The organism is Lascolabacillus massiliensis (genome assembly GCF_001282625.1).
Lineage (GTDB): Bacteria > Bacteroidota > Bacteroidia > Bacteroidales > Dysgonomonadaceae > Proteiniphilum > Proteiniphilum massiliensis.
This window is the reverse complement of record NZ_CTEJ01000001.1, coordinates 532,926-555,243: the sequence shown is the minus strand read 5'-3', so window position 1 is coordinate 555,243 and position 22,318 is coordinate 532,926. Positions and strand designations below refer to the sequence as shown.

General features: G+C 35.5%; 15 protein-coding genes and 1 pseudogene. All 16 read left to right on the top strand.

What is annotated here, in order from left to right:
* Positions 1-33 precede the first annotated feature (33 nt).
* Positions 34-642 carry a gluconate 2-dehydrogenase subunit 3 family protein gene (locus tag BN1354_RS02245; protein WP_045089887.1) on the top strand — a complete coding sequence of 203 codons (609 nt, stop codon included), beginning with the start codon at positions 34-36 and terminating at the stop codon, positions 640-642.
* A 52-nt stretch (positions 643-694) separates the two neighbouring features.
* Complete coding sequence (locus BN1354_RS02240; RefSeq protein WP_053826113.1) at positions 695-2,359, top strand: GMC family oxidoreductase; 1,665 nt, start codon at positions 695-697, stop codon at positions 2,357-2,359.
* 69 nt (positions 2,360-2,428) lie between these two features.
* Entirely contained in the window at positions 2,429-3,499 is a 1,071-nt protein-coding gene (locus BN1354_RS02235; RefSeq protein ID WP_053826112.1) for a multiheme c-type cytochrome, read from the top strand.
* An 87-nt stretch (positions 3,500-3,586) separates the two neighbouring features.
* Positions 3,587-4,543 (top strand): sugar phosphate isomerase/epimerase family protein, encoded by a 957-nt coding sequence (locus tag BN1354_RS02230; RefSeq protein ID WP_053826111.1) that lies wholly within the window; start codon positions 3,587-3,589, stop codon positions 4,541-4,543.
* 101 nt (positions 4,544-4,644) lie between these two features.
* Complete coding sequence (locus tag BN1354_RS02225) at positions 4,645-5,502, top strand: sugar phosphate isomerase/epimerase family protein (RefSeq protein ID WP_053826110.1); 858 nt, start codon at positions 4,645-4,647, stop codon at positions 5,500-5,502.
* A gap of 285 nt (positions 5,503-5,787) precedes the next feature.
* Positions 5,788-7,224, top strand: coding sequence for a Gfo/Idh/MocA family protein (locus BN1354_RS02220; RefSeq protein WP_053826109.1), 1,437 nt, complete (start codon positions 5,788-5,790; stop codon positions 7,222-7,224).
* A gap of 18 nt (positions 7,225-7,242) precedes the next feature.
* A complete protein-coding gene (locus tag BN1354_RS02215; protein WP_053826108.1) occupies positions 7,243-8,193 on the top strand; it encodes a sugar phosphate isomerase/epimerase family protein in 951 nt (316 codons plus the stop codon).
* A gap of 90 nt (positions 8,194-8,283) precedes the next feature.
* Positions 8,284-9,009, top strand: a pseudogene (locus BN1354_RS12105) (ThuA domain-containing protein); the annotation flags it as partial.
* Between the two features lie 33 nt (positions 9,010-9,042).
* On the top strand, positions 9,043-11,229 hold the full coding sequence (locus BN1354_RS02210; protein WP_231623073.1) for a GH92 family glycosyl hydrolase: 2,187 nt from the start codon (positions 9,043-9,045) through the stop codon (positions 11,227-11,229).
* A 101-nt stretch (positions 11,230-11,330) separates the two neighbouring features.
* Positions 11,331-11,816, top strand: coding sequence for a DoxX family membrane protein (locus BN1354_RS02205; protein ID WP_053826107.1), 486 nt, complete (start codon positions 11,331-11,333; stop codon positions 11,814-11,816).
* A 17-nt stretch (positions 11,817-11,833) separates the two neighbouring features.
* Positions 11,834-13,540, top strand: coding sequence for a Gfo/Idh/MocA family protein (locus tag BN1354_RS02200; protein WP_045089894.1), 1,707 nt, complete (start codon positions 11,834-11,836; stop codon positions 13,538-13,540).
* 188 nt (positions 13,541-13,728) lie between these two features.
* A complete protein-coding gene (locus tag BN1354_RS02195) occupies positions 13,729-15,093 on the top strand; it encodes a Gfo/Idh/MocA family oxidoreductase (RefSeq protein WP_074010700.1) in 1,365 nt (454 codons plus the stop codon).
* 143 nt (positions 15,094-15,236) lie between these two features.
* On the top strand, positions 15,237-15,830 hold the full coding sequence (locus tag BN1354_RS02190) for an RNA polymerase sigma factor (RefSeq protein WP_053826106.1): 594 nt from the start codon (positions 15,237-15,239) through the stop codon (positions 15,828-15,830).
* A gap of 91 nt (positions 15,831-15,921) precedes the next feature.
* The gene (locus BN1354_RS02185; RefSeq protein WP_053826105.1) at positions 15,922-17,121 is read left to right on the top strand and encodes a FecR family protein; all 1,200 of its coding nucleotides are present in this window, start codon (positions 15,922-15,924) and stop codon (positions 17,119-17,121) included.
* Between the two features lie 171 nt (positions 17,122-17,292).
* Positions 17,293-20,706, top strand: a complete 3,414-nt coding sequence (locus tag BN1354_RS02180; RefSeq protein ID WP_231623060.1) for a TonB-dependent receptor — start codon at positions 17,293-17,295, stop codon at positions 20,704-20,706.
* Positions 20,707-20,719: 13 nt separating this feature from the next.
* Positions 20,720-22,312, top strand: coding sequence for a RagB/SusD family nutrient uptake outer membrane protein (locus tag BN1354_RS02175; protein WP_074010718.1), 1,593 nt, complete (start codon positions 20,720-20,722; stop codon positions 22,310-22,312).
* Positions 22,313-22,318: the final 6 nt, after the last annotated feature.

Below are 22,318 nucleotides of genomic sequence, written 5' to 3'. Positions count from 1 at the left end.
AAAGAATAGTTGCTAATGAAATAAAATATTCTAATGTCATCTAAAAACATATCCAGAAGAGAATTTGCAAAAGCTTTTTCGCTGAGCATTGGAAGTCTGCTATTTTTCAACCAATGCAAATTTTCTTATGAACCTCAATACAGGTTTTTTTCCGAGGAAGAGGCTACGCTTACAGATGCAATTGTAGAACAAATTATACCTACAGATGAATGGCTAGGTGCTAAGGATGCGGGAGTGACTAATTTCATTGATAAACAACTGGTTGGTCCTTTTTCAAGATTTAAAACGGATTACAGATCGGGGTTGAATTCCATTATTGTTACCTGTCAAAACATTTATGGGAAAAAGTTTGAGGAGTTGTCATGGTGTGAACAGACTGAATTCTTAAAAGAGATGGAAAGAGGGACTTTCAGTGATATTGAGAGTAAAAATACTGGAAACAATGATAACTTCTGGAATGACAATGAAAGGGTTTGGAAAAAAGGTGCTGACAGGTCATTTTTTGAGTTGATTAGAAGTCATACCATGGCAGGGTATTATGGAAGTCCAAGACACGGAGGCAACTATATGTATGTGAGTTACAGGATGATTGGTTTAGATATTCCTACTATACAAGGCAGAAATAAACACAACTTATCATGACACGATAAGCGAGTCCTATTCGAAATAATTAAAGACTAATAGTGTTAATCGTATGAAAAACAGTCACGTAAATGCTGTGGTAGTCGGAGCTGGTGCCGGTGGTGGTGTTGTAGCTAAAGAGCTTAGTGTTGCGGGCTTGACGGTAGTCTTGTTCGAAAGAGGTGGTTGGGCCTCTTTTGATGATCACGATCATGATGAGATTTTTTCACAGCGCACTACTTTGCTTGGAAATGCATATGGACCTGATAATGATCGGAACAGAAGAGTAAGGGTACTACCAGATGGAAAAGAGATCATTGTATTACCTAATGACTGGAGATATGAAAATAATGCGGCATGTGTTGGTTCAGGGACTGTAAGCTATGGCGCCATGGCATGGAGATTTATGTCCGAAGACTTTAGAATGAAATCTACTTACGGACATGTAGAGGGCTCCTCTATAGATGACTGGCCTATTTCTTATGAAGACCTTGAACCATGTTACGAAAAAGCTGAGTGGGAAATTGGTGTTGCAGGTGATGATAGTTTAAATCCGTTCGCTCCTCCCAGAAAAAAGCCACAACCTATGCCACCCTTCGAGCATAATAAAGAGGCAAAAATATTAGAGGCGGCTGCACGAAGATTAGGGTATCATCCTTTCCCTATTCCAATGTTAAGAAATTCAATTCCTTTTGGCGGACGCCCGCAGTGCTACAGAATACGGTCTTGCGTTGGCTTTGCCTGTCCAGTTAATGCTAAAAACGGCACACATAACACAGTTATACCGATTGCACTTAAGACTAAGAATTGTGAACTTAGAACTCATTGCATGGTTAGTGAGATTCTTGTTGACAATAATGGAAAAGTAACCGGAGTTAGTTACTTTGATGAGAAAAAAAGGAAGCAAACTCAGACAGCTGATATTGTAGTTGTTTCTTCTTCTGCTACAGAAACAGCCAGACTGTTGCTTAACTCCAAATCTAAATTTTTTCCAGCAGGAATTGGAAACGAACATGACTGGGTGGGTAGAAACCTGCAAGGGCATGCTTATGCGGGAGCGTATGGTCTGTTTGAAGAGGATATTTATGATGATCGAGGACCTGGGGCATCATTAGCAATATGTGATTTCAATCACTATAACCCCGGGATTATTGGTGGTGGAGTATTGTGCAACGAGTTTAACCGACTCCCATATCTTTTTAGCGGAATAAGACCTCCCAATTCACCTTCATGGGGTAAAGAGCATAAAGAGTTTCAGAAAGTCAATTTCAAGCGGGTCGGACAGGTTGTAGGTCCTTATCAGGAAATACCATCTTTCGAATCAAGAGTTGATGTCTCACCTGATGTGAAAGATTTTTGGGGAATTCCTGTATGTAAAATTTCAGGCAACATGAGCGTTAAAGATGATGAGGGAACAGCATTTATGGCAGAGAAAGCCGAAAAGTGGCTGTTGGAAGCCGGAGCATCAGTTGTATGGAAAACAGGTGTCACAAACGGTCCGCGCCCTGCTTCGGGAGGACAGCATCAGGCCGGCACTTGCAGAATGGGGAATGATCCAAAGACATCGGTTTGCGATAAATATGGCAGAGTTCACAACGTTCCTAATGTTTTTGTTGCTGATGGCAGCTTACATGTCACAAACGGAGGCTTTAATCCCGTTTTGACTATTATGGCTTTAGGTTATCGGATAGGAGGCTATATCGCATCCGAATGGAATAAGGGAAATCGATTTAAATGAAAATACTCAAGATCTCCAAAACATGAAAACATCAAAAAAGTTGGTGAAAGCACTCAAGATCTCGATAATATGAAAACATCAAAAAAGCTAACAAATACTCTCAAGATTTTCATAATTATTTTAATTGTTGGCTTTCTTGCAATAAGTCCCTTCTATGCCTACTGGAATTCGGCGCCTGCAGAACAAACCTGTGCTGCCTGTCATGAAATATCGAGTTCTGTACACATTTTCGCTAATTCGGCTCATCGTGAGTTATCATGCAAAGAGTGTCACGGTACTGCATTGAGTAACGGGGTACACAGTCTGAAAGAGAAATCAATGATGCTTGTAAATCATCTACGTGGAGTTGATACTGAAAATATAATAATGGGAGAATCACAAATTCTGGAGGTAATGAACAATTGTAAGAGTTGCCACTCTTCAGAATATGCGAAATGGGAGGCTGGAGGACACTCTGCGACTTATGAATATATTTTCTTGGACAGCATACATAATAGCAGTGAACAATTAAATTATGATTGTTTAAGGTGTCATGGTATGTATTTCGAGGGAACCGTAGCTGACCTGGTAGAACCGATTTCCATGGATGGTCCATGGCAATTGGTTAATGCAAACAGAAATGATCTCCCTACTATTCCATGTATGGCATGCCATATGATTCATACAGATGGGGATCTGACAAGCTCCATTCTAACAGAAAATTACTACTGGGACTCTTTAAGAACAATTCCGTTACATAGCCCCGGACTCAGTTTTTATGTTCGCTCTGAAAAAGAGAATTACACTGTAGATTTACTGCCCGCATATAATATATATGATGATTCTTTGATGGTGGTTGTTTCTGACGATCCGATAATGCACAACTGCATTCAGTGCCATGCACCTAATTCAAGACATGAAGCAGGTACCGGAGATGATCGTACCCCACGAGGAGTACATGAAGGACTGAGCTGCACTGTATGTCACGAACTACATAGTAATAATGCTCAAAATAGTTGTATTAAATGTCATCCGGCAATTTCTAACTGCCAGATAGATGTTACACAGATGAATACAACTTATAAATACAAAGATAGTCCTAACAATATTCATTTTGTCTCCTGTAATGATTGCCATGAAAATGGCAGGGGAGTTAAGTAATTGTTTAAATCACACTAATTCATACAAAGACACATAATACTTAGATGCACTACCTAATTATTAATACAGAATTTAAATAATACAACCATGAATAAAAGAGATTTTCTAAAATCAGCTGCTGTAATAGCAGGAGCAACAACTGTAAGACCACTGTTTTCATCTGGAATTAAAGGTAATTCAGCTGTATCAGGAGTAAAAATAACATCTGCAAACTTAGATAGGCAAACGACTGATAAAGTAACACTGAAAAAGAGTCTTGGACTTGGTATGATCTCTGAGGATTTATCTCTCTCTGACAAATTCAAACTTGCAAAGGATCTGGGTTTTGATGGTGTGGAGCTGAATAGTCCTGTCAATTTCTCATTGGAAGAAATAAAGAGGGCTAAAGAAAACTCTGGAATTGAAACTCCTACTGTGGTAAACAAAGATCATTGGAATGTACCTCTTTCTGATCCGGATCCGGAGGTAAGGAAAAAGTGTATTGCCTCGGTTGCCAAATCTCTGGAAGAGATTAAAGATCTTGGTGGAGATACAGTATTGGTTGTACCTGGGGTTGTTAATGAAAAGGTTTCTTATGAAGATGCTTATATCACATCTCAGAACTCTATACGTGAATTGATTCCATATGCTGAGAAAACGGGTATGCAGATTGGTCTGGAAAACGTTTGGAATAACTTTCTGATCAGTCCGGTTGAAGCTAAGAGATTCATAGATGAGATTAATCATCCTCATGTAGGATGGTATTTTGATATCGGAAATGTATTGCGCTATGGCTGGCCTGAACACTGGATTAAGACACTGAACAGGCGTATCATGAAGCTTCATATTAAAGAGTTCAGTCGTGAGCTGATGAACACTGCGGGACTAAGGGAGGGATTTAATGTTGATCTTCTTAAAGGTGATAATAACTGGCCTGTGGTAATGAAAGCAGTCAGTGAAATTAAACACCAGGGAGGTTGGCTTACTGCTGAGGTTCCAGGAGGTGACAGAATTCATTTAAAGAAAATTTCAGAACAGATGGATGAGATTATTTCTTATCTTTAAAGTCTGTTATGTTGAGGTTCCCCAATAACCTAGTGTGTAATTTATTAATCAACAGGAGCTCCTTCAAATAATTTGAGCTCCTGTATTTAAATTTATAAGAAATGAAAACAAAATTATCGTTTTTTGCATTGTTTTCCGCTATTGTAATGCTATGTTCGTGCAACAGTAAAGCAAGTGAAGTAAATAAAACAGTAAGTAACGACTGGAAACTATCTATGCAGTCTTATACTTTTAATCTTTTTACTGTTCCAGAAGCGTTGGATAAGACTGCTGAACTTGGACTAAATTATATTGAGATTTATCCTGGTCAAAAGATGGGACCCGAATTCAATGACGCTATCTTCGGTTACAATCTCACATTGGATCAACAAGCTCAATTGAAAAAGTTAGCTGCATCTAAGGATATAAAGATTGTCTCTTCGGGAGTATGGACTGCAAAACGCGATGAATGGGCTCAGGTATTTTCTTTTGCTGGTAATATGGGAATGGAGTTTATCAGTGCTGAACCGGATCCTGAAGACTGGAATTTGGTTGAGGGTCTTGCAAAAGAGTACAATATAAAAGTTGCTGTTCATAATCATCCTAATGAGAACTCCTATTGGAATCCTGAAATTTTACTTGATTATATTGGTGAAAGAAGCACACTTATTGGATCTAGTGCTGATGTTGGTCATTATAAAAGAATGAATGTTGATCCAACTCTTGCTTTGAGAAAGCTGGATGGAAGATTGATCTCTATGCATTTTAAGGATATTGCTGCTCCAGATTCAGATGGAAATTATGAAGATGTGGTTTGGGGAACAGGTATACTTGGAGTTAAAGATATGTTACAAGAGCTGGATCGACAAAACTTCAAAGGTTATTTTACGATTGAATATGAAGCAAATTGGGAGAATAACCTTCCTCAGATTAAGGAGTCAATAGAATATTTCAAAAAAACTGTTCAAACGATCAAATAAATTAATATAAATACAGAATCGTTAAAACGCAAGCAGGGAAATTATCTCTGCTTGCATTTTTTTAATAAAACTGTAGTCATATATCTCTAATTTTATCTATTTTTGGTAAATTGATTCTTATTTTGAAATAAATATAAAGTAATACTGTGACATAAATTAGATTATCGTTCACCTCTGATTTTACCATATTTCTCAGACTTACTGACTTAGGTCAAAACCTCAAATGGCTGTGAAAGTGAAAACTTGATATAAAATAACTCAATTAAACATTTTATAATTTGGTATATGAAAAAGACAGACAGTAAAAGTGAAATCAGCAGAAGACAGTTTTTAAACTACTCTGCGTTAGGTCTGGCAGGCCTTACAATTCTTCCAAGTTGGACTATTGGTGGTGTTAAAGTTGCACCAAGCGATCGTGTTGTTCTCGGGTTTATTGGGTTAGGTCGTCAAGCTCTTAGTGATTTTAGAGGTTTTGCAGGAGCACCAGGAGTGCAGGTGGCTGCCTGTTGTGATGTTGACAGCATTAAAATTGCACGATTCCAAAATAGAGTGGCAGAGTGGCAAAGATCTCTTAATGTTGCTGAAAGATGTGATGGTTATGAGTTCTATGAAGACCTTCTTGAACGTAAGGATATTGATGCAGTGGCAATTGTAACTCCTGACCATTGGCATGCATTGATGACCATCGATGCTTGTAATGCAGGTAAAGATGTTTATGTTCAGAAACCTTTAGCATATACAATAACAGAAGGTTTTGAAATGGTTAAAGCTGTTCGCAATAATAGAAGAGTTTTACAAGTTGGAAGTCAACAGCGTTCTAGTCGTGAATTTCAAAAAGCAATTGAATTAGTACAATCAGGAGCAATTGGTCATATTGAAAAAATATATGCAAGAGTTGGTGCCCCTCCAACACCACTGGATCTTCCAGAAGAACCAGTACCGGCAAATTTGAATTGGAACCAGTGGATGGGACCGCTTAATGATCCTAATATTCATTACCATCCTGATCTTTGTCCTCCAATCTCACTGGATCCTGTTCAGAATGAGAAATTATGGGGAGCATGGAGATGGTATCGAGAAACTGGTAATGGTTATACTGCTGACTGGGGAGCTCATATGTTTGATATTGCACAAGCAGCCATCGGTATGGACGGCTCCGGACCTGTTGAATATATACCACAAGGGTATAATGGAACAAAATATGCAACTATGAAGTATGCAAATGGAATCGTCATGACAGAACAACCCTATCTGGAGGATAACGAATCTGCACAGGGAATAAAATTCTGGGGAACAAATGGTTGGATTGAAGTAGCACGTGGTTATTTAGCTTGCTCAGATCCTTCTAAAGTTCCTTCCGAATTGGCTGGAAACAGACCTTTAACACCTGAACAGATGAGGGAAAGAATGGCTCAGGCTCAATCAGCTGCACAGCAATCCAGACAAGCTGAAAGGAACAGATCAAGCAACGCTTTATCTTTCGAAATAAGTTCACCCCATATGCAGAATTTCATCGACTGTGTTCGCTCAAGAAAGAATCCAATTGCTCCGGTTGAAGTTGGTTGTAGTACAAATACACTTTGCTGTTTAGCTAATATGGCTTTAGAACTTGGCAGACCAATCAAATGGAATCCGGCTACCCTCAGCTTTGACGATGATAAAGAAGCTGAATCTCACAGACTTTATTATTACAAATACCGTCGTCCTTATTCTTTATATTAATTAATAAATAAAATTCACATGGAAAATAGAAGAGATTTTTTAAAGAAGGCATCTTTATTTACAGTTGCAGGAATGTTTGCAGGTAAATCAAGCTTTGCAAACATTTCAAAATTGAGTAACGTATCAGCTGTTACTAACAAAAAGATTGGTTTACAGATATACTCTTTAGGCAGAGAACTCTATCAGGATGTTCCTGGTGGTTTAAAAAAGATCGCTCAAATGGGATATTCAACTCTTGAACTAGCCGGTTACAATAATGGTAAGATTGGTAACATAGAAATGAGCGAATTCCGCAAAATGTCAGATGATGCCGGTCTTAAAATTATCAGTTCTCACTTGAATCCTCCAGTTCGTGAATACACTAAAGACAATAAAGGAGAAATTTCAGAATTCTGGAAGAAGGCTGCTGATGATCATGCAAAAATTGGAGTAAAATATATTGTACAGCCGGGACAACCATCTACTCGAAGCTCGGAAGAGGTTTCAATTGTCTGTGAAGTTTTCAATGAAGCAGGTAAAATAGCAAAAGAGAACGGTCTGATTTTCGGTTATCATAATCACGAAATGGAGTTTGCCCGAGTAGTGCCGGGAGGTAAAGAGATGGTTTTCGGTCGCAGATTTTTTGGAAGAGCGCCTGAAGGTATGGAAGTTATATATGACGCTTTCTTAAGGCAAACAGATCCTGAACTTGTTATATTTGAGTTAGATGTTTATTGGACGGTGATGGGTCAAAGTGATCCTGTAGAATATATGCAGAAATATCCTGATCGTATAAAATTACTCCATATTAAAGATAAGGAAGTTTTAGGAGAATCAGGAATGATGAATTTCGAAAAGATATTCGAACAGGCTTATAAAAACGGTATAGAAGACTACTTCGTTGAACTGGAGGGTATTTCTAAAGGCACACAGTTTGAAGGAGTAAAAGGTTGCGCAGACTACCTGATAAAAGTTCCTTTTGTTAAGTAGTTATATTTTATTTAATATTAAAAATAAAGTTTATATAATGATAGAGGGAGAGTCTCCCTCTATCATTTAAATAATTGTCAAATTAAAATCATGAGATCAATCAAATTATTATTTATCAATTTACTATCCATAATTATTGGATTATCAACAATTACTTCAATATTTGCACAGGGAAACTACACCTCACTGAAAGGGAAAAAAATTCTTTTTGTATATGGTGGTTGGGACGGACACGAACCTGTTGAAACTAAAGACATTTTTGTACCATGGCTTATCTCACAAGGTGCAGAAGTCAGATTGAGTGATAATCTTGATATTTATACTGATTTAAATGTGATGAATAATATTGATCTTATTATCCAAACATGGACAATGGGAGAAATTAGTGCTGAGCAGGAAAAAGGTCTTACTGATGCTGTAAAACGTGGAGTTGGACTTGCGGGATGGCATGGAGGAATAGGTGATTCTTTCAGAAACTCAACTGAATATCAGTTTATGGTAGGTGGTCAGTTTGTCTCTCATCCAGGTGGAGTAATTCCTTTCAATGTGAAAATTTGTAATAAAAATGATGAAATCACACGTGGATTAAAGGATTTTAAAATGACTTCTGAGCAATATTTCATGCATGTTGATCCAAATGTAAATATACTTGCCACTACAACATTTACAGGTGAACATGCACCTTGGATTAAGGGAGCTGTAATGCCTGTGGTTTGGAAAAAAATGTATGGCCAAGGTAAAGTATTTTACTCCTCACTTGGTCATGATGCCAATGATTTCACCATTTATGAAGTGTTGGAGATCATGAAAAGAGGAATTAATTGGGCAGCATCGAATTCTCCTATTTCAATGGAAATAAGTGGATGTAATGAAGCAAAACAACCTGTTGATTATGTAAACCCTTATTTGGGAAACATTAGCCACCTGTTAGTACCAACATTTCCTACTATCCATTTACCTCACAGTATGTTGCGTGTTTATCCTGAAAGAGGCGATTTCACTGGTGATGTATTGAATGGTCTTCCAATTGTTGTTACAAGTCACAGAGGTAGTTCAGCATTTAATCTTAGCCCTTTCTATACAGAAAGAGAAGAGTTAACACCAGTAATAAAATACAGTTACGATAACGAAAAAATCACTCCTTATAAATATCATGTATATCTTGATGAAGAAGATATAACAGTTGATTATACACTTTCACATCAATCAGCAATTTATAAGATTAACTTTGGTAATGAGGACAAAAATGGAAATTCAACAATTATAATAAATTCAAGAAATGGAGAGTTAAAATGGGACGGTTCGGCAATTTCAGGTTACCAGAATTTAGCTAATAATACAAAGGTGTACCTTTATCTGGTACCGGAATTATTACCTGTATCTGCTTCTGTTCTAACCGATGGAATCTTGAAAGAGGGGCATTCAGCTTTTGGTCGTAATGCATCTTTGGTATTAAAATGGCCAAAAGATTATAAAGAACTCACTTTTAGATATGGAATTTCTTTTATTGATGAAGATCAGGCGAGAAGAAATATGGAGCGTGAAGTTGCAGACAAATCATTTAATGAGATCGCTGAAACTAGTCGTAATATTTGGAATGATGAGCTAGGTAAAATTCAGGTAAGCGGTGGCACTGAAGATGATAGATTCCTTTTTTATACATCGCTATACAGAACTTACGAGAGACCTGTTTCAATTTCGGAAGATGGAAGATACTTTAGTGCTTTTGACGGAAAGGTTCATGATGATTTTGGGCGACCATTTTACACAGACGACTGGATATGGGATTCATACAGAGCCCATCACCCTCTTCGTATTCTGATTGATGCAAAAAGAGAAGAGGATATATTAAACTCATTTGTTCTAATGTCTGAACAAATGGAAAACTTATGGTTGCCAACTTTCCCTGAAATTACAGGTGATAGTCGTCGTATGAATTCAAATCATGGTGTAATCTCTATACTTGATGCTCATATTAAAGGATTAGGAAATTTTGATCTGAAAAAAGCATATATGGCAGGTAAAGGAGCTATAATGGATAAAACTCTGGCTCCATGGTCAGGTTCTCCTTCAGGTGAATTAGATAAGTTTTATCATGAGAAAGGATATATTCCTGCTTTGAGAGAAGGTGAGGAGGAGACTATTCCTGAAGTGCATAGTTTTGAGCGCAGACAACCGGTAGCTGTTACATTAGGCACTTCATACGATCAGTGGAGTCTTGCACAATTGGCAAAAAGTCTTGGATTGAAAAATGATTATGAGTATTTCATGAATGCATCATTTAATTACAGGAATCTGTTCAATAGTGAAACAGGTTTTTTTCACCCAAAAGATAAAGATGGCAAATTTATACAACCTTTCGATTATCGTTATGATGGTGGAATGGGTGCACGAGGTTTTTATGGAGAAAACAACGGATGGATTTATCGGTGGGATGTACCTCACAATATTCCTGATTTAATTGATCTCATGGGAGGGAAAAAGGTATTTGTTGATAATCTGGACAATATGTTCAGAGAACCGCTCGGTAAAAGTAAATATGATTTCTATAGTCAGCTACCTGACCACACAGGAAATGTAGGACAATTCTCAATGGCAAATGAACCATCTTTACATATTCCTTATTTATATAACTATGCCGGAGAGCCATGGAAAACACAGAAGAGAGTAAGAACTCTGATCAAACAGTGGTTCAGAAATGATCTTATGGGTATACCAGGAGATGAGGACGGAGGCGGTCTCTCTTCATTTGTAGTTTTCTCACAGATGGGCTTTTATCCTGTAACACCGGGAACTACTGAATATACTATTGGGAGTCCTTTCTTCGATCATGTGAAAATAAACCTAGGTAACGGTAATTTCTTTGAGATTGAAACAATAAATAATTCACCTGAGAATAAATACATTCAGTCAGCTACTTTAAACGGAAAACCGTTTAATAAAGTATTTATTGATCATTTCGATATTATGAAAGGTGGAAAAATCGTATTTGAAATGGGAAACAAGGCAAAAAGAGACTATTTTACAACCGATTAAATATAAATATTTAATATTGTTTGAACAGTTTTTAGATTTATACACATAATGATTTCATAAATTTGCGATCTGTAAAATAATAACACAATTATAAGTTTACAATGAACAATAAAATACACTATTCTTACAGTAATATTCAATTAACCTTTCTTGTAATACTAAGAGTTTTAATCGGGTGGTATTTCTTATATGAAGGGTTAGCAAAAGTTTTTACTCCCAATTGGACAGCTTTTGGTTATTTAATAGACTCGAAAGGAATTTTCTCACCTATTTTTACTGCAATTGCTGAAAACCCTGATATACTGGCGATTTCAGATTTTCTAAATATCTGGGGACTGGTTATTATTGGTCTTTTAATAATTCTTGGACTCTTTGAGAGAATAGGTTATATTGGTGCGGCAGCTCTTTTAGTCATGTACTATTTGGCTCACCCCCCTCTCATGAATGTTGAGTATTTATTTCCTACTGAAGGCTCATATTTATGGGTGGATAAAAATCTTATTTTGCTATTCACAGTTATAGTACTGTACCTACTCCCCACTGCTAAAGCAATTGGATTTGACAGATTAATTTTTAATAAGAAATAAGCAAATCACAAATAAAAATGTCTGAAAACAACATAAACAAAGAAATAAACAACGATCAAACCAGTCAGAAACCGGATAATGATCTTCAAAACAGACAGGAAAATCCCGAAAACACCAAACCTGTTTCACAAGGAAGGCGTGATGCTTTAAAAGCCCTGGCAACTGTACCCGTGTTGGGAGCAATGGCTTATGGTGTTTACAAGAAAAGGAAAAATGAACTTGTACACAGGTCTGCAGCAGATATGTTTCGTTTTCCTTCAGAAATACCTCAGTACGTACCATCAATAACTGATGGTCAAACTATCAGACTAGGTATAATTGGATCAGGTATCCGAGGAAAACAGTTAATGGAAGCATTGGGTTTTGCTACTCCTGAGAATGTTCAAAATCTTATTGAGCTAAACCTAAATGATTCAAAAAACACCAGATATAAGGATTTTCTTGAACAAGAGGATCTCAATATAAGAATTACTGCTATATGTGATATATTTGACTTTCATGCAGATGAAGCAATAGCTGCCGGTGCAAATATCCACAGAGAAGGTACAAATGGAAAATTTGGCGATAAACCTGTAAGATATAGAAATTATAAAGAGTTATTAGCATCAGATGATGTGGATGCGGTTGTAATCGCTTCACCCGACCACTGGCATGGACAAATGGCAATGGATGCTGTCAGAGCCGGGAAACATGTCTATCTTGAAAAACCAATGACATGGACTGTTCCTGAAACTTATGCACTACGCGATCTGGTAAGAAACAGCAATATAGTATTTCAACTGGGACATCAAAATCGTCAGATAGAGGCATATGAGAGAGCAAGAGAAATTATAGATAGAGGATTACTCGGACCAATTACTCTTGTTGAAACAGGAACTAACAGAAACGACCCTAACGGTGCATGGGTTTATGACATTAACCCCGAGGCTAATCCTGATACAATCGATTGGAAACAGTTTGATGGGGACCCTGACAGAATTAAAGAGTATATGGACTACATGACATCTGCAGGATTAGCAAAATATATTGGTCCTGATCCTCGAGATAAATTCAGTCTGGAAAGATTCTTCAGATGGCGTTGCTGGTGGGATTATAGTACAGGCTTAAGTGGTGACCTGTTAACTCATGAGTATGATGCAATGAATCAAATCCTTAAACTTGGAATTCCTGCTTCTGCATCTTCTTCAGGTGGCGTTTACTTCTTTAAAGATGGACGCACTGTTCCTGATGTATTGCATACAACTTTTGAGTATCCTGATAAAAATATGACTATGCTATATTCTGCTACATTGGCAAGTCAGTTTAAACGTAGTAGAAAAATAATGGGACATGATGCTACAATGGAAGTTGGAAGCTCTCTTACTGTAACAATAGACCCTAAATCTGAAATTTACAGAGAAAGAATCGATAATGGTATGATTCAGGCAGGAGAACCTTTCTATCATTATGTTCCGGGTAAGAATATCGATGCAGTAACTTCTGCAACTGAATTATATTTTGCAGAGAGAGGACTGCTATACTCATATGTAGGTGGAAGACGTTATAATACAACTCACCTTCATCTTCGTGAATGGCTTGAATGTATCAGAACAGGAAAACAACCTTCATGTGATATTGAACAGGGATTCCAGGAAGCAATCACAGCTCACATGGGAACAAGAGCTTATCTAGAAGGTCGCACTATGTATTGGGATGCTGAAAAAGAAGAGATAACTAGAGGGTGATAAATTTTAATAGAACTTACATTCATATTTTTTATGAAATGGGGGATACTTATCCCCCATTTTTTTTATCTTTACGAAATGAATATAAACAGATTAAAGGTTTCAATTCTATAGGTTAAGCGATATTGTAAAACCAATTTTTACTGTACCAATAACACAAAATTTAATCAATCAAATATAATATCTCAATGAATCAAAACAGTAATGTTTCAAGAAGAAACTTTTTAAAAAGTTCAGCAACAATTGGCACTATAGGTGCAGTAGGAGCAGTAGGTGGAATCCCTCTGTTAAGTTCATGTTCATCTGAGGAGAGAAAGAAGAAAGGTGAGGAACTCAAATTGCCTCAACTTCTTGATCAGGCTCCTGATGGACCGGTATTAAAAGCCGGGCTTGTTGGTTGCGGTGGTAGAGGAACCGGTGCAGCAATAGATTTTCTAAATTCTGGCCCCAATCTTCAGATTGTAGCACTTGGAGATGTTTTTCAGGATAAGATAGATGCTTGCAGAGATCTATTAAAAAAGGAGAAAAATGTTGAAATCCCTGATGAAAATTGCTTTGTTGGATTCGATAGTTATGAGAAAGTTCTCGACTCAGGAATTGATGTAGTACTTCTATGTACCCCACCCCATTTCCGTCCTGCACATGTTGAAGCAGCTGTAAATGCAAGAAAACACATTTTCATGGAAAAACCAGTAGCGGTTGACCCCACAGGTGTACGAAGAGTTATTGCAGCCGTAAAAAGAGCTCAATCACTTAAACTTAATATAATCAGTGGTACTATCCGGCGCTCACAAAAAGATTACATGGAAACTCGCAGAAGAGTATTAAATGGAGAAATAGGAGATATTACCGGTGCTCATATAATTAGAAATGGTGGAGCTCTATGGTTCAGAAGCAGAAGACCTGAATGGTCAGATATGGAGTATATGTTAAGAAACTGGGTGAATTTTTGCTGGCTGTCAGGAGATCATATCACTGAACAGTTTATTCATGAAATTGATGTTATGAACTGGTATCTTGGTAAGTATCCAATAAAAGCTTCTGGTTGGGGTGGAAGACAGAGAAGGGTTACTGGTGATCAATATGATTTCTTCAGCATTGAATATCTTTATGATAACGGAATGAGAACTCACTGCGCAGCAAGACAGATAGATGGATGCTCAAATGGTAAGGTAGAACAGATAAATTGCACAAATGGATATGCTGATGCTTCCGGAAAACTATATGATTTGAATGGAAATATTATTTGGGAATACCCAAATACTGAAAATAATTCAAATCCAGAGTGGAGTGTTACAAACCCATTTGTACAAGAACACATCAATTTAGTTTCTGCAATAAGAACAGGAAACACAATTAATGATGGTGAAGATCAAGCCTACTCAACATTAGTTACTATCATGGGTAGAGTTGCTGCCTATACAGGTAAAGATGTGACATGGGACGAAATATTAAATGCAGATATATATCTTGGTCCAAGAACATATACAATGGGTACTGTTGAAGGTATCGTTGAAGCACCACCATTAGCAGGTGTTCAGCATAGTGAATAAACTAAAATCTAAGGCAGATACTTAATTATCTGCCTTTTTTTCAAGATCATATTATATTAATTTATTTGTATACATTGAAAAATAGATGTTTATTTGCTATTGATGTAGTAAACTAATGAGCGTAATTTTTTTATATCCATAGGATGACCTCATTGAATCAAAACTGGAAAAACTTTCTAGAAAAAGGTGATGAGTTCTCTTTTTCAATAATCTATAATAAGTATGTAGAGGAACTATATGCCTATGGAATAAGTTTAGGTTTTCAAAAAGAAAATTGCAAGGATGCAATACAAGACGTATTCATCAAAATCTTTTTAGATAGAAACAATATATCGAAAATTGAGAATAAATCAGGTTATATCTTCAGATCTTATAAAAATAGATTGATTGACCTGAAAAAAAAGAATAATAACAAAGACAACATTGATTCAGTTGAGGATAAATTTACCATAGAAGTGACTATCCTTGACAATCTGATAGAAACTGAGATAGCTAATATAGTAAAGGAAAAAATTAAAAAGCTACTGGAAAGTATTACCCCAAATCAACGTGAAGTTGTTTACCTTAAATATGTTGTAGGACTTCAACATAGTGAGATTGCAGAAATTTTAGGAATCCATGAAGAATCTGCACGAAAGCTTCTTTATAGAGCAATGGAGAAATTAAGAAATAAAATCTCTAATGATGAGCTCTATCTTATAGCAATATATTTTATGCTCTTACGCTTTATAATTTAACTTTAGAAATTTAAAGTTAAATTTTTTAATTCATATCGAAATTATGTCCACATAAACGAAAGTAAATCGTTATTATTATAAATGGTTTACTGTGGAAAATAACAAAGAATTTATACGTAATGTAGATTGGCTCTTACAGAATGATGAGTTCATCAAATGGAGGCTTTTTAATTCTAAAGAACTAGAAGATTATTGGAAAGAGTTCATTGAGGATAAACCCTATATGGAAAATGCTCTGGAAGAGGCTATATTACAATTCAATAAAATTAAAATAAATTATTATCAAATTTCTGATCTTGAAAAAAAACAGATTTTCAGTAATATAAGTAATAAAATCAAGCAATTTAAATTAAGGCGGTTAATACTTAAAGTTAGTTATACAGCTGCTGTTATTCTAATTGGTTTTATCTCCATATTTATTGTACGTGAGTATAATCATACTGAAAAACAAAAAAATCAAATATCATCAAATATGATTGTTGGCCAATCATTACCTGAGGAAGAAGCATATATCCTATCTGATGGAATTAAGTTTAAATTAAAAGATAAATCACATGTAGGACTAATAAATAATGGTACTGCTATAATTACTAATAGTGACAACTCCACTAAGATGTTAGCTCTCTCTACAGTAGCAATGAACAGGTTAGTTGTACCATATGGAAAAAGAGCCAATTTAACACTTTCAGACGGTACAGTTATATGGTTAAATTCAGGCACCCAACTTGACTTCCCATCTGAGTTTTTAGACAATACTCGAGAAATATTTGTAAATGGAGAAGTTTTTATCGAAGTGAAAAAAGATCTGAACATGCCTTTTATTGTTCACGCAGGTGATATAAATGTTACAGTAACCGGAACATCTTTCAACCTTTCTGCATATTTAGATGACAATATGAAATCTGTTGTATTAGTAAATGGTAAAGTACAAATTGAAACAAAAAATAATTACAAAACAGAACTTTTGCCTAATGAGAAAATTGAAATCAATAATAATTCGATAAAAAAAGAGATTGTTGAAATTTCGGAATATATAAGCTGGAAAGATGGATTACTCGAGTTATACAGTACCCCTATGTCAGAAATTCTGAAAAAAATAGGAAGGTATTATAACGTTCAATTCGAAAAAAGTGAATTAATAACACTTAACAATGAAACTTTTACTGGTAAACTATTCCTTTCTAACAGTTTAGATAGTGTCATGACCTCTATCTCAACTCTTTCTTCGACTGAATATCTAAGAGATGGAAATAATATATATATAAGTAAAAAGAAAATGCCTATGAAATAACAATTTACATTCAGAAGAAAATCGGACAATGCTGCCACATCGCCCGATTTATAAGAAATTAATTTACTAACCGACCTAAATCAGGTAAACTAAATTCATTACAAATGTATGGAAGATATTTATTATTTTAGACTAATTGCTTATAAAGATTATAAGCAAATCGAAAAGATCATGAAATTGACGACACTGCTTTTACTTATTAGCATTTTTAGCCTGACAGCAGAAAATGTTCATTCACAGCAAAAAGAGATTTCTATTAAGTTCAGAAATGAAACTATCATTAATGCAATTTCTAAAATTGAAAAGGCAAGTGATTATGTATTTTTAATCACGGATGAAGTTAAGTCGGAGCTTAATAATACTACTTCATTAGATGTATCTAAAAAGAGTATTAACAATATACTTGATATTCTGCTTAGAGACACAAATCTTAAATATAACGTAGTTGAAAGACAAGTAACCCTTTACAAATCTCAGGAAAGTGTAGGAAAAGAAGTGTCAGATAAGAATCTTAATGAAATTGTTCAGCAAAAGAAGCAGATCAGAGGAAGAGTTGCTGATAATCAGAACGTTCCAATTATTGGAGCTAATATAATAGAAGAAGGTACCACAAATGGAACAGTTACTGATATTGATGGTAATTTTTTATTAGAAGTTGAAAATGATGCCCAAATTCACATTTCGTATATTGGATATCATGCACAGTTGATCAGTACTTCTGATAAAACGACCTTCGAAATAACTCTTATTGAGGACACACAATCTTTAGACGAGCTTGTTGTTGTAGGCTATGGACTGCAAAAGAAAAAGTTAATAACCGGAGCAACCTCACAGATTAACTCTGATCAAATTACCAAGCAAAGCCCTGTTTCTATAGTTGATGCTCTTAGATCAAGCACTACTGGTATGCAAATTGTAAAAACTTCAGGTGAACCAGGATCTGCATTTAGGATAAATATTCGTGGTTTAGGGACTACTGGAGATGCTACCCCACTATTTATAGTTGATGGTGTTCCTGTTAGTAATATTAACTATCTGAACCCTTCAGAAATTGAATCTATTGATATACTTAAAGATGCTGCATCATCCTCTATTTATGGTTCAAGAGCTGCAAATGGTGTTGTACTAGTAACAACAAAAACCGGCAATTACAATACAAAACCAACAATTTCGTATAATGGACACTATGGAGTGCAGAATCTTTATAAAAAATTGCCTACATTAAATGCACAGGAGTATGCAATATTAATGAATGAAGCCAGACTTAATGATGGACTGGAACCTTATGATTATGCATCTTTGGTGCCTAACTGGGATGAGATAGAAAGTGGCAGAAGCAAAGGCACAGATTGGTTTGGCGAAATTATGGTCAAAAATGCGCCATTACAGAATCACACTTTAAGTATTAATGGTGGAACAAATAGTTCAAGGTATACTATGGGATTCTCTTACACTTCTCAGGATGGAATTCTTGGCAAACCAGTTGCTTCCGAATATGATAGGTATAATTTTAGATTAAATAGTGAACATATTATCTTAGAAAACAAAGACTATTCAATATTAACTATCGGAGAAAATCTATCATACAGCTATATAAATCGTGCAGGTATTGCAACTGGAGGAATGTATACCAACTCAATTCGTAATACTTTATCAACTTCACCATTTATGCCGGTTTATGATGAAAATAATGAGTATCAATTTGCAATTCCCTGGGATATCAGAGTTCCAAATCCAGTAGCAATAATGGTTTATACTCATGGAAATAATACATCAATTGATCATAAAGTTCTGGGTAATATTTATATAAATCTTCAACCTATTAAAGATCTAACATTAAGAAGTTCTTTTGGATATGACTTCTCAAATTATACATATCGCAGCTACACACCTAAATATAATCTTAGCGAAAGGCATTTCAGGGATTATAGCAGCACAAGTCATAATATGTATAAAGTTTTAGGAATGACAAACGAAAATACTATTAATTATCAAATACAATTAGGTGATTTAAGACACTCACTTGATATTCTTGGCGGAAATACTATTCAAATTAATAATATTGGCGAAACAATTTATGGAACTAATATCAATAGTATTTTTAATGATCTTGATCATGCCTATTTAGATAATTCTAAAGTTATTGATCCTGCAAGAACTGTATTGGGAAGTTATCCATGGAATGACAACAGGTTATTATCATTTTTTGGAAGAGTAAATTATGATTTCGATGAAAAATATCTTTTAACACTTGTTTTAAGAGCAGATGGATCTTCAAAATTTGCAAAGAATAAGAGATGGGGCTATTTCCCATCAATTGCTACAGGCTGGGTAATCTCTGAAGAGTCCTTTTGGGAAGATATCAAGAATAATATCAACTTTTTAAAATTCAGGGCAAGTTGGGGACAGAATGGGAATCAAAATATATCTCCATTCCAGTATCTATCTACAATTAGTTTGAGTGGCGCAGATTATTATGGAATAAATAAAAATGAAAGAATAGTTGGAGCTTACCCAAATATATTACCAAATCCTGATGTTACTTGGGAAACTTCTGAACAGCTGAATATCGGTTTTGACTCAAATCTGTTTAACAACAGATTAGCACTCAATTTCGATTGGTATAATAAAATAACTCGTGATTGGCTTGTAGCTGCCCCAACTCTAGCTAGTTTCGGTACTGGAGCACCTTATATCAACGGCGGTGATGTTCAAAATAAAGGATTTGAGATTTCAGCAAATTGGAATAATAACATTAATGAGCTTAATTACTCTGTTGGTCTAAATTTATCTCATAATAAAAATAAGGTTACAAGAATTGACAATTATGAAAAAATTATCCATGGACTCCCAAATGTTCTGGCAGATTTGACAAGTGAAATATTCAGAGCTGAAGAAGGATTTCCAATAGGTTATTTTTGGGGATACAAAACAGATGGAATATTCCAAAATAAATCAGAAGTGAACGCTTATGTAAACTCAAAAGGTGAGTTGATTCAGCCAGATGCAACACCTGGAGATGTTCGCTTTATCAATACAAATGATGATAATGTTATTGATGATAAAGATAAAGTCATGATAGGTGATCCTAATCCTGATTTCACCTTTGGCTTATCTCTTGGAGCTGATTATAAGGGATTTGATTTTTCATTAGTAGCATCAGGCGTTGCCGGAAACCAGATAATTCAATCTTACAGGGATTTCGCTATTTTTCCAACACATAATTTTACAACTGATATTTTTGGTCGTTGGTATGGTGAAGGTACATCAAACAGACTTCCCAAATTATCAACCGCTTCATCTAAAAACTTTTCTAATATATCTGACCTTTATGTAGAAGATGGCGATTATTTAAGAATAAGTAGTATTTCAGTAGGTTATGACTTTAGCAAACTGATCAAAAAAGCCTATCTAAAAAGACTTCATCTCTACTTTACAATTCAGAATCTTGTCACCTTTACAAAATATTCCGGTATGGATCCCGAGATAGGATATAATGGAGGTGTGAGCTTTGGATCAGGAATAGACTTAGGATTTTATCCCAGTCCACGAACTGTATTGGTAGGATTAAATGTCACATTTTAAAAAGAGCATAATTATGAGAAAATATATAGTTTTATTATTTGGTCTATTTTTAATTGAAAGCTGCGCTGATTTTCTGGACACAGAACCTATTACTAGTAAGGTAAATACAAACTTTTACCAATCACCTCAAGATGTGAATCAAGCATTAATAGGTATATATTCTGTTTTAAACCCTGGAACTTCTCATATGCACAGTTTTTTTATATCTGAACTGCTTTCGGACGATAGATTTGCTGGAGGAGGTGGCGTTGATGCAGCTATACATGCAATATCAGAGTTTAAAAACTTCTCAAATGATATGTATCTATACCCTTGGCAACAAAATTATAGGGGAATATTCAGAGCAAATATGCTACTAGAATCTATAGAACAAGTTACTTCATGGGAGTCTGAAACTCAAAAAAACAGATACATTGGTGAGGCTCATTTTATGAGAGCTTACTATTTTTTTGATCTGGCCAGATTGTTTGGTACAGTTCCTTTAGTATTGGAAACTACTCCACAAAATCTTCCAAAGGCAACACCAGAAGAGTTGTTTGGGCAAATTGCAGCTGACTTATTAATTGCAATTGAAAAAATGCCTGATACTCCATATTCTTCAAATGATATTGGACGTGCTACAAAATGGGCTGCTCAAGGTATGTTGGCTAGAGTTTTTTTATATTATACAGGAGTCTATGGAAGAACAGAGATTCAACTACCTGAAAATGGCGCTTTAACAAAAACAGAAGTAATTAATAATGTTGATTATTGTATTGCCAATAGCGGTCATGAGTTGGTTGATGATTTTAGAAATCTTTGGCCCTATTCTTATGCTAGCAACTACGATTATGCTGTAGAAAATAATTTAACATGGATAGGTGAAGAAGGTGGAAATAAAGAAAACATGTTTTCAATTCGATTTGGATCTTTTGGTGGAAACAGTCGCAATACTATTGTATTGTTTTTTGGCGTGAGAATGCAAAATACAAATCCATTTGGCTATGGATGGGGCGCAGGTCCAATTAATCCTCAACTTTGGAACTCCTGGGAGGATTCAGACTTGAGAAAGAAAGCCTCAATTTGTGATGTTACAAATGAGGATATAGGATATGTTTCAAGCTCAGATCAATATCATGAATCATACTTATGGCAAAAAAAGTATATGCCTGTAAATATCTTTGTTGATGGTAAATTACAAAATATGTACACTTACCTATATGGTACACCTGCAAATAATATGGATTGCAATGCCCAGGAGATTGTTTTATTAAGATTTGCAGATGTATATTTAATGGGTGCAGAATTAGGTTCGGCTAAAGCACAGGAATATCTTGATATCGTAAGAAAAAGAGTTAACTTGCCAAGTGTACCTGCTACCATAGATAACATAAAAAATGAAAGAAGATTTGAATTAGCTTTTGAAGGAGTCAGGTTCTATGATTTAATGAGATGGGGAGAGCTTGAAAGTGCTTTTAATAGAGTAAAAAACATTCCTCTAGAAAATGAGGGAAAACCTGTCGAGTATAGTATAATATATCGCCCTGAGACAAAAGGTTTCTTACCAATACCTGAATCGCAGATACAACTGTCTGATGGCATTCTGGAGCAGAATGAAGGTTGGTAATATTAA